The sequence below is a fragment of the Streptomyces gobitricini genome (assembly GCF_039532985.1).
Taxonomy (GTDB): domain Bacteria; phylum Actinomycetota; class Actinomycetes; order Streptomycetales; family Streptomycetaceae; genus Streptomyces; species Streptomyces gobitricini.
In genome coordinates, this window is record NZ_BAAASR010000007.1 from 104,506 (window position 1) to 119,858 (window position 15,353).

15 protein-coding genes and 2 pseudogenes are annotated in these 15,353 nt (G+C 70.7%); 4 read left to right on the forward strand and 13 right to left on the reverse strand.

Going from position 1 to position 15,353, the window contains the following annotated elements:
- Positions 1–52 precede the first annotated feature (52 nt).
- The 6 genes and pseudogenes from ABD347_RS07665 to ABD347_RS07690 form a co-directional block, all read right to left on the reverse strand.
- Positions 53–1,558 (reverse strand): MFS transporter, encoded by a 1,506-nt coding sequence (locus ABD347_RS07665; protein ID WP_344358122.1) that lies wholly within the window; start codon positions 1,556–1,558, stop codon positions 53–55.
- Positions 1,551–2,762, reverse strand: a complete 1,212-nt coding sequence (locus ABD347_RS07670; protein ID WP_344358124.1) for an acyl-CoA dehydrogenase family protein — start codon at positions 2,760–2,762, stop codon at positions 1,551–1,553. The genes ABD347_RS07665 and ABD347_RS07670 overlap by 8 nt, the downstream gene beginning before the upstream one ends.
- Complete coding sequence (locus ABD347_RS07675; protein ID WP_344358125.1) at positions 2,759–5,389, reverse strand: class I adenylate-forming enzyme family protein; 2,631 nt, start codon at positions 5,387–5,389, stop codon at positions 2,759–2,761. The genes ABD347_RS07670 and ABD347_RS07675 overlap by 4 nt, the downstream gene beginning before the upstream one ends.
- 8 nt (positions 5,390–5,397) lie before the next feature.
- Positions 5,398–5,784, reverse strand: a complete 387-nt coding sequence (locus ABD347_RS07680; protein ID WP_425575598.1) for an ectoine synthase — start codon at positions 5,782–5,784, stop codon at positions 5,398–5,400.
- 232 nt (positions 5,785–6,016) lie between these two features.
- Positions 6,017–6,621, reverse strand: a pseudogene (locus ABD347_RS07685) (B3/B4 domain-containing protein); the annotation flags it as partial.
- A gap of 1,554 nt (positions 6,622–8,175) precedes the next feature.
- The gene (locus tag ABD347_RS07690) at positions 8,176–8,835 is read right to left on the reverse strand and encodes a hypothetical protein (RefSeq protein ID WP_344358129.1); all 660 of its coding nucleotides are present in this window, start codon (positions 8,833–8,835) and stop codon (positions 8,176–8,178) included.
- A gap of 623 nt (positions 8,836–9,458) precedes the next feature.
- On the opposite strand from ABD347_RS07690, the gene ABD347_RS07695 reads away from it, so the two are divergent.
- Positions 9,459–9,977 carry a hypothetical protein gene (locus tag ABD347_RS07695; protein WP_344358132.1) on the forward strand — a complete coding sequence of 173 codons (519 nt, stop codon included), beginning with the start codon at positions 9,459–9,461 and terminating at the stop codon, positions 9,975–9,977.
- Positions 9,978–10,041: 64 nt separating this feature from the next.
- Here ABD347_RS07695 and ABD347_RS07700 read toward each other — a convergent pair whose 3' ends face one another.
- The 5 genes and pseudogenes from ABD347_RS07700 to ABD347_RS07720 all read right to left on the reverse strand — a co-directional run bounded on the left by ABD347_RS07700 (position 10,042) and on the right by ABD347_RS07720 (position 12,631).
- Positions 10,042–10,248: a hypothetical protein gene (locus ABD347_RS07700; protein ID WP_344358134.1), complete on the reverse strand. Its 207-nt coding sequence runs from the start codon at positions 10,246–10,248 to the stop codon at positions 10,042–10,044.
- A 750-nt stretch (positions 10,249–10,998) separates the two neighbouring features.
- Entirely contained in the window at positions 10,999–11,199 is a 201-nt protein-coding gene (locus ABD347_RS07705) for a hypothetical protein (RefSeq protein ID WP_344358135.1), read from the reverse strand.
- On the reverse strand, positions 11,196–11,525 hold the full coding sequence (locus tag ABD347_RS07710) for a hypothetical protein (RefSeq protein ID WP_344358287.1): 330 nt from the start codon (positions 11,523–11,525) through the stop codon (positions 11,196–11,198). The genes ABD347_RS07705 and ABD347_RS07710 overlap by 4 nt, the downstream gene beginning before the upstream one ends.
- Positions 11,526–11,737: 212 nt before the next feature.
- Positions 11,738–11,872: pseudogene (locus ABD347_RS07715) on the reverse strand (AAA family ATPase); the annotation flags it as partial.
- A gap of 63 nt (positions 11,873–11,935) precedes the next feature.
- On the reverse strand, positions 11,936–12,631 hold the full coding sequence (locus tag ABD347_RS07720) for a MerR family transcriptional regulator (RefSeq protein WP_344358267.1): 696 nt from the start codon (positions 12,629–12,631) through the stop codon (positions 11,936–11,938).
- A gap of 86 nt (positions 12,632–12,717) precedes the next feature.
- Between ABD347_RS07720 and ABD347_RS07725 the strand changes: the two genes are divergently transcribed.
- On the forward strand, positions 12,718–13,188 hold the full coding sequence (locus ABD347_RS07725; protein WP_344358137.1) for a DUF6194 family protein: 471 nt from the start codon (positions 12,718–12,720) through the stop codon (positions 13,186–13,188).
- Positions 13,189–13,258: 70 nt separating this feature from the next.
- On the opposite strand, the gene ABD347_RS07730 is transcribed toward ABD347_RS07725, so the two are convergent.
- Together ABD347_RS07730 and ABD347_RS07735 are read right to left on the reverse strand one after the other, a co-directional pair.
- Positions 13,259–13,597 (reverse strand): hypothetical protein, encoded by a 339-nt coding sequence (locus ABD347_RS07730; RefSeq protein ID WP_344358270.1) that lies wholly within the window; start codon positions 13,595–13,597, stop codon positions 13,259–13,261.
- Entirely contained in the window at positions 13,507–13,725 is a 219-nt protein-coding gene (locus tag ABD347_RS07735; protein ID WP_344358289.1) for a hypothetical protein, read from the reverse strand. The genes ABD347_RS07730 and ABD347_RS07735 overlap by 91 nt, the downstream gene beginning before the upstream one ends.
- Positions 13,726–13,728: 3 nt before the next feature.
- Here ABD347_RS07735 and ABD347_RS07740 point away from each other — a divergent pair, with 3 nt between their 5' ends.
- A complete protein-coding gene (locus tag ABD347_RS07740) occupies positions 13,729–14,316 on the forward strand; it encodes a site-specific integrase (protein ID WP_344358139.1) in 588 nt (195 codons plus the stop codon).
- A 54-nt stretch (positions 14,317–14,370) separates the two neighbouring features.
- A complete protein-coding gene (locus ABD347_RS07745; protein ID WP_344358141.1) occupies positions 14,371–14,832 on the forward strand; it encodes a hypothetical protein in 462 nt (153 codons plus the stop codon).
- Positions 14,833–15,353: the final 521 nt, after the last annotated feature.

Consider the following 15,353-nt stretch of genomic DNA (forward strand, 5'->3'; position numbering starts at 1 on the left):
GGCGTCGGCGATCCACTGCCCGGAGGGAACCCGGCGAGCGAGGCGCGGGGACCTACACCCTGACCCTGCACGACATCACGATGCGGGTGATCGGCCCGACCTCCGCCCCGCGAGTCGACCCCGCCCTCGTGACCACTGCCGCCCTCGGCTGCTGACCCGTACCTCGCCTTGCCGCCGCCCTCCCCCGGGAGGGCGGCGTTGTGCCGTCACCGCCCGCGTCATCGTCCCGCAGACGGGCTTTCTCCGCGAGGCCGTCGGCGCGAGGTCGGCGTGGCGGTACGCCGCCGATCGCCGCCCCCGCGGTGACGGAGGCGGCGAGGCAGTACGCGCCCATGGTCCACAGCAGCGCGGGAAGGCCTGCCCCGAGGTCGAGCAGGACGCCGACCGCGCCCGGCCCCACGGCCGACGCGACGACCAGCACGGCCACCACCGCCGACCGGATCGCCCCGAGGTGCGTCACCCCGTACAACTCGGGCCACACGGCGCCGAACAGACTGAGCGACATGCCGTTCGTGACGCCGTACAACGCCATGAACGCGTACAGCGCGGCCTGCTGCTCCAATGTGCCGAGCAGCCACAGCCCCGTGGCCAGCGGGATCAGGAAGTACGGGACCAGGGCCAGGGCGCCGGTGCGGTCGAGGAGGTGGCCCCCGGCGAAGTTGAACACCACCGTGGACACCGCGTACACGGAGTAGGCGGAGGCGACCGCGGTCAGCGGCCAGTCGCGCAGGTCGGCGAGGTGGGACTGGTGGAAGAAGACCGTGTTGCCGATGAGGGCCGGGGCCGCCATGGCGGGGAGCACCAGATAGAAGGAAGCGGTGCGCAGGATCTCGCGCCGGGAGAGGTCGGCCCCCGTCCCCGGCCGGCTCAGGGGAGCGGCGCGCTCTCCGGGCGCCGGGATGCGCTCCCGGGCGAGCAGCAGCGTCGCCGCGCCGCCCAGGGCCACGAGCACGACGAGGGCGGTCGCCCAGACGCCCCGCCGCCCGATCTCGGCGGCAAGGGGGACGGCGGCCAGCGGCAGCAGCGCCTCGCCGAGGTTCAGCCCGACCGAGGTGGCCGAGACCGCCCGCCCTCGCTCCGCGGTGAACCATCGGCCCACCAGCGTGAACCCCAGATGCGTCAACAGGCCCTGCCCGGCGAGCCGGAGCAGCAGCAGCGCCACGAAGAGCAGGCCGGGACCCTGCGGACGCACGGCCATCAGCAGGCACCCCAGGGCGAGCAGCGTGACCGCTCCCGGCACGGTGAACCGGGGCGGCACACGGTCGGCCGCCGGCCCCGCCACCGCGAGCCCGACCGCGGCGCAGAGGGTCGCCGCCGTGTAGAGCCCCGCGAACTCCCCGAGCGACAGCCCGGCGTCGGCCCGGATGCCGTCGGCGAACAACGAGACGAAGAAGGTCTGCCCGAAGGAGGACAGCAGGAACAGCAGCAGCCCTCCGACCAGCCACCGGGCGTTGACCCGATGGAAACCCCGGCCCGCCGGACCACGGCGCCCCGGGCCGTCACCTCGCTCACCACCGGCCGGGGCACGACCGTCCGCGGCCCCGGAGGCGCTAGACATCCGGGGAGCCTGCCGGAGCGCGGCCGCCTCCGAGCAGCACGGCCGTGTAGTTGGCGGCCGCGCGCTCCCAGTTCACGTCCCGGTGGGCGGCCATGAACTGCAGGTCCCGCCAGTGCCTGGACAGGGTGTGTGCGGTGAAGTGCCCGGCCGTGCCGAGGAGTTCCACGAGTCTGCCGACCGACCTGACGCACAGGCGGGCCAAGTGGGCGCGGTCCCTGTGGACGGTCGCCCGCTCCTGCGGGCTCAGCCCTCGGCGTTGCACGCCCGCTGTGTGCAGGGTCGAGCACAGGGCGACGAACAGGTGCTGGGCACACGCGATGTCCGCGCTGCTCTCGGCCAGACGGTCCTGTGCGAGGGGGCGTGCCGCCGGGCGCGGCGAGGCCCCGCCGGGTTGCGACAGCGACGCGGTCACCGCCGACAGGGCGCCTTCCGCGCAGCCGAGGATCGGTCCCACCGCCGTCGTCGTCAGGTAGGGGTGAAGGGGCGCCTCTTCGAGGTAGTGCCGATCGGCCGGCCCGTCGTGCCCCCTGCCGTCGAAGCAGGCGTTGAACGGGGTCAGCCGGGACCGGGGTATGAAGACCTCGTCGAGCAGGATGCTCCGGGAGCCGGTGCCGGCCATGCCCGAGACGTGCCAGTCGTCCTGCACGGTCACCAGGTCGCGGTCGACGGGGACGAGCAGCCGCCGTCCGGACTCCGCCCCGCCCGCCGGATCGGGGCCGTGGACGACGATCCAGCCCGCGTGGTCCACACCGGAGCTGAACCGCCAGCGACCGGAGAGCCGGACTCCGCCGTCGGCCTCGGTGATCCGGCCCCCCGCCGCGACGGACGCCGTGGCGAACAGCCGGGGCCCCGGAGTGGCGAACAGCTCCTCGGCGGCGTCCGGGGACAGCCGCCCGGCGAGTGCCGCATGAGCCCCCACGACCCCGATGATCCAGCCCGTGGAGGCGCAGCTCCTCGCCGCACGGCGGGCCGCCTCGGCCAGGGTCGGCCAGTCCCGGCCGAGCCCGCCGAACCCGGCGGGGGCGACGATCTCCAGCAGCCCGGCGGACGCCAGTTCGGCAATGGACTCGGCCGGCAGCACCCGGTCCCGCTCCGCGACGGCAGCGCGCTCCCGCCACACGTCCGCGAACCCGTCCACCCGGGCGACGACCTCGGCGTCCAGGCCCGACGCCGGGCGAGGAACGCCGAACCCGGTCACCGTCACCGCCCCTCCCTCGCCGCGGCCCCGAACAGTCGCCGCGTCGTCGGCCGGTCGAAGCAGAACTCCTCCGGTACGTGCGGGCTGCCGGCCAGCTCCAGGAACTCCGTCAGCGTCCCCTCGTCGTCGCACGCCACGAACTCGTAGAAGTTCGTGGCGCTCCACAGGAGATGGACGTGGCGGAACCGCTCGCAGAGCGCGCCGGCCAGGGTGTCGAAGTCCACCTGGCCCTGGCGCATGGAGGACAGCATCTCCTGCTGCTTGCGCGCGATCTCGGCCGCGGAGAAGTACCTCGCCTTGTGGATCCGGTCCTTGGCCTCCTCCCGCCTGCGGTACTCCTCCGGATCCGGGTGGTCGAGCTTCTCCAGGAAGAAGACCAGCCCTCCGGGACGGAGCATCTCGGCGAGATGAGCGATCTGGGCCCGGCGGTCCGTGCCGTAGAACTGGAACGCGGCGGTCTCGTACACGGCGTCGGCGCCGTCGCCGAAGAAGGCGTGCGCCGGATGGCCCTTCAGGCTGTTCCTGTCCAGTTCGAACAGGGAGCCGGAGAAGAAGGAGGACAGCGACGGGTCGGCGTCCCGGTGGAACCACGGCTCGTTGGCGCGGTTCGGCGAGCTGGTGAGCGTGCGCACGCTGCCGCCCGCCGCCTCGGCCAGCGTGCGGCCCTGGGTGCCGTCGAAGGCGTCGGCCTCGTAGAAGGTGAAGGGTCCCTCTCCCTCGGCGGCCCTTCGCTCGGCGAGGCGGGCCAGCGCGACGCCCACCCGCGCCAGTTCCTCCAGCACGGCGGGGACGCTCGCCAGGAAGTGGTGGTAGAGCGGTCCGGCCCGCTCGACCAGCCGGTCCTGGTAGTCCAGTTCCCGCCGGCTGCCGATCCGGTCGCGGATCGTGGACTGCACGGCAACCCGGGGCACCTGGTCGGCGCCCCGGGCGATGGCGTCGAACCGGTCCACCAGCCGGAACATGGAGGAGTCGGCGGAGTGCGTGGACGGTGCGCCGGTCGGCTGCACGGGCGGGTTTCCCTTCACGGGCCGCGCTGACCGGCCCTGGAGCAGTTGATGCTGGAGCGTCCGCCGGTCCGTCTTTCCGGAGGCGGACCGGGGGAGGACCGCGCCGTCGTGGAGGACGATGCGGGCGGGGACCATGTGCCAGTCGAGCAACCGCTCGCAGTGGGCGCGCAGTTCGGCAGGCGAGGGGCGGTCCGAGGGGCGCGCCGCCACGATCGCCACCGGTACGTGTCCCGCCTCCTCGTCGGGCACGGCGACCACCGCAGCGTCGGCCACCCCGGGGTGCCGGCGCAGTACCGCTTCGATCTCGTGCGGATTGACCATGAACATGGCACGGCTGAAGACGTCGTCCCGGCGCGACGTCCAGTAGTGGAAGCCGTCCGCGTCACGGGTGAAGAGGTCGCCGGTGAAGAACACGCGATCACAACCGAACGCCCGGCGGCGCAGGGACCGTGCGGTGCCCTCCGGGTCGTTCCAGTAGCCCTGCATGACGAGATCCCCGCCCACGGCCAGCTCACCGACCGCGCCCGGCTCGGTGACCGGCGAACCGTCCTCGGCCACCAGGAAGGCGCGGACCTCCGGCAAGGGCTTGCCCACCGACTCGACGTGGCCGTCGAGATCGTCCGGATCGAGCATCAGCACCCGCTTGCACTCGGTGAGGCCGTACATCGAATGGAGCGCGACGCAGGGATACGCCGAGCGGAGCCTGCGGATGTGCTCCACCGGCAGGCGCTGCCCGGTGCTGGACCAGTAGCGCAGGGTGGGCAGCGCCCGCGGCGCGGACCCTCCGTCGTCGTCCGCCCCGGCCAGCAGCGCCAGGAGGGACGGGAAGGCGTGGACGCCGGTCACGCCCTCTCGCGTGATGACGTCGACCAGGTCGTCCGGCTCGGCGGGCAGGCCGTCGAGGAGTACGACGCGTCCTCCGAAGCTCAGCGGCATCATGATGTTGTAGAAGCCGAAGTCGGAGCCGATGGGGGTCGCGCTGAGGATCACGTCGTCCCGGGTGTTGCGCAGCCGCGAGGTCACCGCCCGGAACGCGGAGACCATGATGCGGTGGGTGACCGTGACGCCTTTCGGCGCCGCGCTCGACCCCGACGTGAAGAAGATCGCGGACGGCTCCTCGTCCAGTGGGATCCCCGCTCCCCGCCGCGGTCGCCGCACGGCGTCCGCCCGCCGCAGAACGGACCGGTCCGCCGGGCCGTCGCATCCGAGGACCACGACGGCGGAAAGGTCCGTGGACCGCAGGAGTTCCGCGCCACGGCCCTCGCTCGACCGCTCCTCGTCGGTGACGAGCACCACCGCGTCCGTCTGCTCGATCTGGTGCACGAGCTTGCGCGTGCCGAACGTCGGATGCGTCGTCACCAGACAGCACCCGGCCTTCAGCACCCCGAGGACCGCCGCGACGACGTCCAGCGACAGCCGCGCGTGCACGACGACGCGGTCGCCGGGCCGCGCCCCGGCCTCCCGCAGTCGCCGGGCGTACCGCTCGGCCCGCTCGTCGAGTCCGCCGTAGGTGAGCCGGTCGCCGCCGAGCGAGACGGCGGGGCGCTCCGGGAACCCGGCAGCGTTCGCCTCGAAGTAGGCGTGGAACCGGGTGGGCGTGCCCGCCCCCCCGACGTGCGTCGTCACCCCGGCCATCAGTACGAGGAGGCTTCCAGGCGGTCCAGGGAATGCCTCTCCGTCCCGGCCAGCGCCGGGTTGAAGACGCTGATCAGTACCAGATCGCATCCGTCGTCGGCGCGCAGCCAGTGCCGGTCGTGCCGGTCGAGTCCGTAGAGTACGCCCGGGGTGATGCGGTGCACGATGCCGTCGTCGCCCTCGACCTCACCGGAGCCGGCGATGCAGAAGCACGCCTCCAGGTGCGACCGGTATTCGAGCAGGGAGCTGGTGCCGGCCCGGACCACGGTGTGGCAGACCGTGAACCCCATCCCGTCGGCCGCGGTGAGCAGTCGGGTGCTGGTGCCGTTGCCCCAGTCCACGTCCAGCTCGGTCCCCGCCAACTGAGCCAACGACCTGATGAGCACTTCTGTCCCCCTCCTGTGTGCCCTTGCCGGCGCAGACCGATGAGAGACGTTGGGCCGTGCACCCCCCGATATGCCGACGCAGTGAACTTAGCCGAGTCCGCGGGGCGTTGACAGAGCACGGAACGCACACCGCTGTGATTCCGGCCACTGGGCGTGACAACCTGCGCTCACAGAGTGTGAGGTGCGGGGCCGGAAGGCGCGAGGCCGCAGCGTTCTGGTCAGGTCCGCGCTCTCACACGGTGACCTCCGGCTGCTCCGGTGAGAGGTGGTGCACGAAGGTCTCCTCGGCGTGCGGGGCGAGCAGGGCAGTTCGTGGGCGGCCGCCTTGAGGAGGTGGCCGTCGCGGGAGGAGTGCAGGTCTCCAGGGCGAAGACGACACGGGCGGCCGCCTCGGTGACGCGACTGCGGTGGGCCTCGCGGTGGTTCCAGTGGCGGGTGAGGACCCGGCTCCGTCCACGTAGACGACCTCGCCGGGCTTCGGGTTCTCGACGGTCTCCGGCTCACCGAGCGGCGTGAACCTTTCGCTGCCGTCGGCGTACCGGATCTCCACGTCACCGCGACGTAGTCGAGGCCGAAGGCGCAGGAGGGCAGGCCGTGCCGGACGGAGACGGCGTTGTACGAGTCGACGGCCGGATTGATGCGCGGCAGCGTCCCCTTCTTGGCCATGCGGCGGCCGGGCGCGTCGACGCTGGGCCGGATGCGGCGCGGGTTGGTGCCGAAGGACCGGTAGGCCGTGTGGCACGCCTCGATGCGCGGGTCGGTTTTGTCGGCGGGCTGCCAGACGCCGTCGGCGAGCTGCCGTACGAGGTCGGCGAGCGCGGCTGTCGCTGAGGAGGGGGGTAATTGGTGTGTGGGGTGGTGTGTGAGCTGGTCGGCGCGAACGGAAACGGAGGCGCCGGTGGCGCCGGCGGCGACGCGAGCGGCAGCGCCGGTGTCGGCGGTGCGGGCGGTGCCGGGGGTGCCGAGGGTGCCGGGGGTGCCGGGGGCGCCGGGGGCGCCAACGGCAACGGCGGCAGCGGCGGCTTGGGTGGCGCGCCACCCTCGGCGGCAAGGGCGGCAAGGGCGGCAAGGGAGGCAAGGGCGGCGTCGGCGGGGTCGGCGACGCGGGTAGCGGCATCGCCGGCGGCAAGGGCGGTAACGGTGGGGCGTCCACGGTGGACGGTGGCCGCAAGGGCGGCACAGGCGGTGCGGGTGGCGCCGCCAGCCCGGTGTGTCCCGGCAAGCCCGGCGGCAACGGCACCGCCGCCACTTTCGATGCCGACGGCACCACCGGCGCGACCGGCGCCGCCGGAAAGTCCACACTTCCCTGATGAACCGACCCTGCGGGGGAATGACCGGACCAACCCTGCGTGGGACAACACCCATCCCTTACGCCGCCCCGCCCCTGGTGAAGCAGGGGCGGGGCGGTCCGCGGCAGTCCCGCGGCACAGACGCGGCGGGAGTGCGCAAGGCGCGGCCGGGAGTCGATGGCGCCAGAGTCCCGCGCGGCTGTTCACCGGCCCTGCGTGTGCCGTGGTCTGCCCCGGTGCCACCGGCCACCCTCTCTCCACGCGTCGCTTGCTGTACGGCGGCTCTACCTGCAGGGAAGGCTCCGCCACGGACGTGGATGTCGTGCCCGCCGGGCCGTCCGCGGCTTGCTGCTGCACACGCTCCGATTACCCGTGCCGCGAGGTCGCCGTCCGACCGGCGCCCGACGGCCGCCAAGCCGCCGTCTCGGTCGGCCCAGTGGTCGTCCGGGGCCGCCGCCCAGGCTGTTGCTGCTCCTTCATCACGCCGGACCGCCGCCTGTCGCTTCTCACGCCGCCCGGTCGCCGCCGGGGTCGCCGTCCCGCCGCGGTCCGGCTTCCTGGCGAGGGTGCCTCGCCGCCGTGGTTGCCTGCCGGGCCGCTGGGCCCGTTGTCCGATCGCTGTGTCGCTTCGCGGCCGACCCGCTGCCCGCCGCCTTCCCCGGAGTTCTGCCGCGCCACCACGTCCGCTCCCCGTCCGCTGTGCTGTGACTTGCCGCCGCCCGGGTCTTGCCGTCCCGGCCGCTGCTCCACGTCCCGCCACCGTGCTGCCGGGTTGCCGCGCGTCGCTGTCCCGCCGGGCCGTTGTGCGCCGTCGGGTGGCCGCCGCCCACCGGCCACGCGTCGATCGCTGTCACGTCGTCCGGTCTCCCGCCGCCGTGCGCCGACGAGTCTGTGGCGGGGCCGGTGTCGTATGGCGAACGTCGGGCGGCGGGGACCGGGGCTGTGGTGGCGCGGGCGACGAAAGCTTGTTCCGCTTTGGTGGCGTGGCCGCTGTGGACGCGGCGCATGGGCTGGTCGAGGGCGTCGGCGAGGCTGGCTTCAACAGTATCGGCCCCTACCCTGCGATCAGGGTGGGGGCCGGTCTCATGTGCGCGGCAGATGGTCAGGCCGGGGCGATGAGGACGCTGGGAAGGTCACCGGCCTTCACCGCGTCCTGGTCGATGTCCACGCCCGTGTAGGCGCCCACGGCGGTGAACACCAGCTCGGGCAGGCGCTCGCCATGCTCCTCGAAGTGCGCGACGACTTCGGCCTCACTGGTCTCAGGCATCGACGGGAACACCGCGCCCGCGGTGCTGAGGGCGGCATCGAGGGCCGAGCCCTGCCCGGTGTCGGTGCCGAAGTCAGCCCGGTACGCGCAGGCACCGGGCGCATGGATGATCAGGGCCGGGGGGCTGAAACGGTTGGCGGTCAGGCAGAGGATCTCCTCGCCCTCGCAGGGAAGCATCGACTCGACCTTGCCTTGGTGGCCGGTCGCCCAGGTTGCCATGCCCCAGTCCTCCAGCACATACGTCCACTCACCGCACGTGCCGTACATGGCGCGGTTGAGCTGGGTGGAGGGCTGGCCCGGCTGCCCGGCCGGTACGCGCAACTCCCTAAACGGGGTGCGCGCGGCCAGTTCGTCGAGGTCGGCGCCCAGGTTGATGAGGAACTCGTCCCTTTCCACGCCTCGGGCCAGGGTCAGCGAGACGCCGCCGAGTATGCCGGGCATGGCCGATGGAGGGGTGTGGTGGTGTGCGCCTATCCACGCGATGCCGTCACTCATGCCGGTCAGAGTATCGGCCTGGTAGTGGCGGCGGTCCCGGTGGTGGCAAGTGCCGGCACAGGAGTGCGGGCGGACGTGGCGTTTTTCGCATCCTGGGAAGGACCGCCACGGTCAGGCGTGCGCGCGGCACGACGCCGCGCCCACCAGGACAGCCGCAGCGCGGTGGCCGCGTTGAAGACGGTGCGACCGTCCTTGCCCGCAGGGCTGAGTTAGGACAGTCGGGTTCAGCGAGTCCCCGATGTCGCCGAGCCAGCCGTTGGAGCGGGCCTCACGGATGCGTTCGGGTCGAGTCGTCGAGGTCGAGGATGTCGCGCGGTGGCTGGGCTGCGTAGCCGGTCGCGGACGTTTTCGATGCGGTCGGCGGCGGGCGGGACGGGGGAGCCGTCCGGGCGGCGGGCAAGTGCAGGTAGCCGGACGAGATCAGGCTGATGGGATGCAAGGTGTCTTCTGCTCGGGTGCTGAAGGGCCGGGAACGTGCGGAGCGCCGCGCCCGGCCCGGAAGGCGGGGCACGGCGCTCGGGGTGGTTCGCTCTATACGATCATTGAATACTGGGCACTGATCCGCCGGTCCTGTGCGGAGATCAGCAAGAGGGTCCTGTCCGGATAGTTGAGGGAGCTGGCGGGTGTCCGCTTTGGACTTCTACGCTCACGTCGCCGTTTGCGGTGAGGTTCTGGGAGTTGGCCTCGGTGCCACCCCGGAAGCCTGGGAGGCAGCCCTGGGGGCAACGTGCCTCGATGTTCCCGGTGGTGGCCTACTGCGGCGGGACTACGGGCTTGTGGAGATCAACTTCTCGCCGGACCAGCCAGGGCGACAAGGGCAGATGTCGTGCTTCGGCTTCGGCGTGAAGATCGAACGGCTGCTGTACGACCAGTCCTCGAACACCGTGCCGTCCCCGCTCTCGCGGAAGTATGGGGAATTCGCACCCAGAGTCCCCTTCAAGGAGCTGCAGGCCGCCATCCTGGCCCTGGGCCACTCGATCGAACTCGACAAGCACAACACGTCGAGTGACATGGACTGCTACCGCGTCTCCGCGTCCGCCGCCCGCGTCCACGTCGTCGCAGACCCCGACCCGTATGGGTCAGGCGACCCAGATCCAGACGGACATCAGAGGGACGACGTCTGGTCCGTCGACGTGTGGTGACCGGCCGGCGACCTCTCCGGTGGATCCGCGATCTCTCTTCGCTACGAGGAGCGCCGGGCAACAATCACACGCGCGGCGGGCAACAATCCTGCACCACCGGAGACCCGCGCATCGCCGACGTATTGCTGCGAGTGTCCGGGGTGTCGGGGGCGATCCGGTCCGCGTCGGTGGGGGAGTGGATCAGGGTGAAGCGGGCGGTGCCCAGGCCGGAACCGGCGGCCGGGATCGCGTCGACGTAGCCGTCGATGGCGACGTGTGGCTGGGGGTTCATCAGTTGGCCTCCGCAGGGGTCTTGGTGGTGCGGGGGGGGACCGGGTTCGGGGGGAGCGCTGCGCGAGGTCGAGGAGTATGCGGTTGCGGCGCTGCTGGACCGGGCCTTCGGGCCGCGGCGGTGCCAGAGCGGCGAGGCCGGCGGCTCCGGGTAAGCGAGGGCGCGGTCGACGTCGGGCTGGGTGCTGCTCATGGGGTCCTCCAGTCGGAGGTGAGGAGTTCAGGTGTGGTCGGTCGTCCCGCCGCCCTTGGCCGGATTGGAGACGAACCGGGTCTCGCCGGGGTGCCGTGCGTTCCAGAACTCCGCGCAGACCTTGTGGACGGGTTCCTTGGGCGTGGGACCTCAGCGGGGTCACGGCCGCAGGTGCGGCAGCTGTTGGAGGACCTGGTCGACCAGCTCCTCCGTGGGACGCCAGGGTCCGAGCTTCCCGCGCGCCGGGATCGGCAGGGCGAGGGACTGAACATCACTGACCTCGAGATGCCACGCCCCGGCTGGTCGCCGTCCGGGCTGGTCAGTGCGTCGGTCAAGTAGCCGACGGCGTGGTCCAGGTCCTCGCTGGCGTCCTGCCAGTTGCCGAGGCTGGACGAGCCGAGGACGTCGCGGACTTCTTCGACCAGGTCGATGAAGGCGTTCGGGGTGGTCCCGCGCGGCGGCTGGTCGCCGATGAGGGCGGCGAGGTCGGAGGCGAAGCAGTCGCGGAGGGCGGCGAAGGTGTCGGTCTTGGTCTGGACGGCCATGGGGGCCTCCTTGTCAGTAGTCGAGCCGGATCGTGATGGGGGTGCGCGGGTCGCCGGCGCTGGTGTGGACGGTGCGACGGTGCGCGGCGAGGCCGGCGCCCCCGTCCTGGATGGGCAGGTGGCAGTCCGGGCAGCCGCGGAACCAGTCGTCACCGTCGGGGAGGTCGGCCGGGGTGAGCGGGTGCGGGTGCGGCCCGTCAGCGGCGCGGCTCACGCGCGGACCGCGTCCGCGTACTGGCCCTCCAGGTCGGCGCGGCCCTCGAAGTCGTCGTTCATCAGCTCACCGGTCAGGGCGCGCAGGAGATCGATCACGTTGTAGACCGGCGCCCACGCTGCGCCCTCGCATTCGTCGTCGGCCGCGCAGCCCACCAGGACCTCGAAGGCGACGTCGCCCGCGCCGTCGACGTCGTTGCGCTGCGCGAGGACGATGCGGTCGGCTCTTTGAAGCCGGATCTCCGCGACGCGGTCGCCGTCGGCGAGCTGCGAGCCGTCGCGCCAGCGCCACATCGGCAGGATCTCGGGGCCGAAGTACCGGCGCACCAGGAACAGGTCGCCCAGGCCTTGCCGCCGTCCCAGCCGGGATCCGCGCGCCGGGCATCGCTGAGCCGTTGCAGCAGCGCCTGAAGGCGGTAGATGTTCTCCGCGACGACGACGTGGTCGAAGCCTTCGCCGGGCAGGCCGGGCCATGGGTCGACCATGGCGGCGTGCTGGGCGAGGACGACCGGCTCGGGCACGCGCCGGTTCGCGGGCCGGCCTTCCTGGCGTTCGACGCACACGGAGGCCGGAGTCGGGACGATGAGGGCGACCGTGAGCACACCATGGCGGCGGGCGGTGGCGATCAGGTTGGCGCGTACGGCCTGCTCGCAGTTCGTCGCGTTCCCTGTCAAGTTCTTCTGTTCAGTTCATTCTCCGGCCTAGCTGTTGCGGAGCAGAACGTTGTTGGCGGAGCCTCACGCCTGGGTGGCAGCGAGGACTGCACTGAGTGCGACGGTGGCGTCGAGGAGGGCACGGGAGCGAGCCGCGATGCTCACATCCCGGGCTGCCAGCGCGGCTTCGATGTCTTCCGACCGGTGCCCGCGCCGCAGGCCCGGCATCAAGGCCCGGAGCTGGTCGATGCGGTACCCGGCGGTGCGTAGCTGGTGAACAATCCGGGCGTCCCGAGTTTGGGCCGGTGAATATCGTCGCGTTTCTCGCGGGGAGACGCGGTCAGGAACAGCAAGCCCCTCGGCGTCCCAGTGCCGCAATGTCGATGGGCGCACTCCGAGTGCGGCGGCAAGTTCGGAGACGCTCATCGAATCCGATGGGCGTACGTCTTCGACCAGCTCGGCAGAGATCGCTGAGGCAGCCTCCTTGGCGAGTTTGAGATCCGTACGCTCCCGGTCGAGTTGGGCGTGTGCCGCGTCGAGGAGTGCAAGTACTTCCGAGGTCGGGCACTCATGCACGGCACGAACGATCCGCTTGGCCTCAACCGGACCCGCGCCGACTGCGAGGGCTCGGTAGGCCAGGGCGGACTGAAGGTGAATCTCCCCATAGAGCCGGTAGCCCGCAGCTGAGCGCGTCGCTGGGGGCAGGACACCGTCGCGTTCGAGATTGCGCACGTGTTGAACGGAGTACCCGGCACGTCGCGCGACGTCCACTGTGCGCATCGCCGACGACTTGAGAGTTGGCACCCGATATCCTCTGTCTTCCGGTTCAAAGTCTCCACAAGCACCTTAATGAAACGCTTGAGTGCATGACCATAGAAGAAATCATCGCCTTCGTAGAGGCCCTGGACGGAGCTCTGGCCATCAGACCGGGACCCGAAGACGGCTCACCAGAGATCAGTTGGGGGGATACATTCTTCTTCTACTCTCCTGAGGGCGTCATGCCGAAGGCAACTCAACCGTTCGCGACGATCGTGACGAAAAACCAGCCGGGCGACGAGAGGTCGCGCCTCGACCGCCCAGACACTTTCCGCGTCAATATGGCTGCTGGGAAGGAATCGTTCATCAACTGGACCGGCCACGCGCCGCGCGAACCAGCCATCGACGACGACCCCAGCGTCACCGATGCTGTGATTGCACACCCCGTCTACGGCTCCGTTGCATGGCTCGCGGTGGTGAATCCGGGCCAGCGGACCGATGCGGCGGTCCGCGAGCTGCTCCGCAATGCCCATCACCTCGCACGTTCGCGCTATGAGCGACGAGCGGGCTCAACAAGCTGACAGGGAACGCCGCCAGCTGAGGCAGGGCATGTCCGGTTGAGCTCGTCCGGACTCTGCAACGCCAGACTCTTCAGGTTGTCGATCGGCGGGACGGGACGACGTTGTCGGAGACGGGTGCGCGTTCTGCCTGCCTGTCACTCTCATGAGTAAGAACAGCGCTGGCGAGGGCGAGCCTAGTTACCTGCCGGCGAAGTGCCTCGATTTCGGCCTTCTGGTTGGCAATGGTTTTCTCGAGCTTGGTGACTGTGTCCCGGAGCCGTTTCTCGGGTTCCGGGACCTGTCGGGTTTCGTTACGGACGCGTTCGTAGAACTCGTTCTTCAGGTCGACGTGTCGTTTGAGGAGGGCCATGCGGTGGACGTCGGCCTCGGCGGCGAGCACCGGCGGTCGCCCTTGCGCAGGGTGATCCAGGTGGTGACCAGGGCGGCGGCCACGCCGATCTCGTGGTGGGCCGCCTGGTCTGTTGACTGCACCAAGCTGGTGATCCGCTGGTGTTCCGACCGGTGGGTGCCGAGGATCTCGGCAAGTCCTCGTTTCATGGAATGTCCTCCGTACATCGGGATCTGATGGATGGCTGCGGTCGGTTGCCGTCGGTCGGTGCGGTGGTGAAGGGGGCGAGACCTTCGCTGCCATGGTTCGTAGTCGACGCGGCCGATCAGGAGATCGAGCCGGTGAGCCGGTACCTGCGTTATCTGGCGCTCGGCGACGCGAGCGCGCTGACCGGCCGCAGCTACGGGTACGACGTGCTGCGCTGGTTTCGGGTGCTGTGGGCGGTGGATATCGGCTGGGAGCAGGCGACCGAGGCGGAGACGACCGCGATGGTCGGCTGGCTGCGTACGGCGCCGAATCCGCAGCGGCGACGCTCGCGGCTGGACTCGATTCCCGCAGGCGTGGTCAATCCGAAGACGGGCAAGTCCACGTTGCGCGACGGGTACGCGCCTCGCACGATCGCACACGCGTTGACCGTGGTGCACGCCTCGTCGCCCGCGTCGCCGAGGCCGAGCGCGAGGGCTGGCTCGGGGAGGTCGAAGGGCTCCGGGTCAGTCTGGCTGGAGCCGGAGACAAGCTTGCTCAAATGGACCGACGAGCGTCCGGCGGTACGGCGATCGACCTCGGCGTGCCGCGCATAGCCGCAGCTCAACCCATCCAGGCGGTGGGAACGGCTTCGCTGACACAATCACTGGATGACCAGCAATGACATCCGGTTCGACTGCCAGCACCGTGGCGACGGCGGCCCGCTCGTGATCGTCCCCCGCATCGACGGAGCACCACTCACCGAGCTGGTCGACGGGTTCGAGATCGCCGCCGGGATGCAGCCCACAGGCAACGCCTACGGCGGTCTGATCCCAGAGTTCTTCCGGTTCGGCCCGATGCAGGATCACTTCCTCGAACGGTCCACCAACGCGATGGGGCCGAAGATACCCGTTCTCGGTTGTGAATGCGGCGAGTGGGGGTGCTGGCCGCTCATGGCCCGCATCACCGCGACGGCCGACGTCGTTACCTGGGAGGCCTTTGAGCAACCGCACCGCAAGGCCCGCGACTATGTGGCATTCGGTCCGTTCCAGTTCGACCGTCACCAATACGATGACGCTTTGCAAGGCCTGAGCGCGGTGATCGGCTCCGACGTCGACGACACGCGCGCATGAGCGCCACCGGGCGCGGCCTGCTGGGCTAAGGGATGGGGGAGTGGTTTATGGAAAGATTCGAGACGGAGAGTCTGGCGCTCATGCCTGGCGAGAAGGTGCAGGCCAGGGTCCTCAGCCATCACCCATGGGGTGTGCTCGTTGAGATCGTTGGTTACGAGAACGCTGGTCTGTCGGCCTCTATCGACATGATCCAGCAGTTCTCCCAGACCACGAGCAACCACGACGAACTGCTCGTGCTCTTCCCGCCCATCGGTTCACAGATCGATGCAGTGATCGAGCAAATCCACCGCTGGCATCCGCCGGTATCAGTGCGGCTGACCATCCGACCTGTCGACCTGTCGACCTGCCGACCTGCCGACCTGGAGTCGCTGGTTTGGAGCTGCGACTTCTGTGGTGAACCGATCACGTTGGGCCCAGGTGGAGACGCCCTCGTCCTGGACTCGCGCAGCAGCGACGGTCCAGGAAGCCACACCATCATCTCCCACCGGCACTGCCTTGCCGAGCGCATCCGCCCGGAGAAC

Bases quoted from the DNA above. Each gene is read 5' to 3' on its own strand.
- ABD347_RS07720 (WP_344358267.1), bottom strand. From the start codon at position 12,631: ATGCGCACAGTGGACGTCGCGCGACGTGCCGGGTACTCCGTTCAACAC.
- ABD347_RS07740 (WP_344358139.1), top strand. From the start codon at position 13,729: ATGTCCTCCGTACATCGGGATCTGATGGATGGCTGCGGTCGGTTGCCG.
- ABD347_RS07725 (WP_344358137.1), top strand. From the start codon at position 12,718: ATGACCATAGAAGAAATCATCGCCTTCGTAGAGGCCCTGGACGGAGCT.
- ABD347_RS07700 (WP_344358134.1), bottom strand. From the start codon at position 10,248: ATGAACCCCCAGCCACACGTCGCCATCGACGGCTACGTCGACGCGATC.
- ABD347_RS07735 (WP_344358289.1), bottom strand. From the start codon at position 13,725: ATGAAACGAGGACTTGCCGAGATCCTCGGCACCCACCGGTCGGAACAC.
- ABD347_RS07745 (WP_344358141.1), top strand. From the start codon at position 14,371: ATGACCAGCAATGACATCCGGTTCGACTGCCAGCACCGTGGCGACGGC.
- ABD347_RS07665 (WP_344358122.1), bottom strand. From the start codon at position 1,558: ATGTCTAGCGCCTCCGGGGCCGCGGACGGTCGTGCCCCGGCCGGTGGT.
- ABD347_RS07690 (WP_344358129.1), bottom strand. From the start codon at position 8,835: ATGAGTGACGGCATCGCGTGGATAGGCGCACACCACCACACCCCTCCA.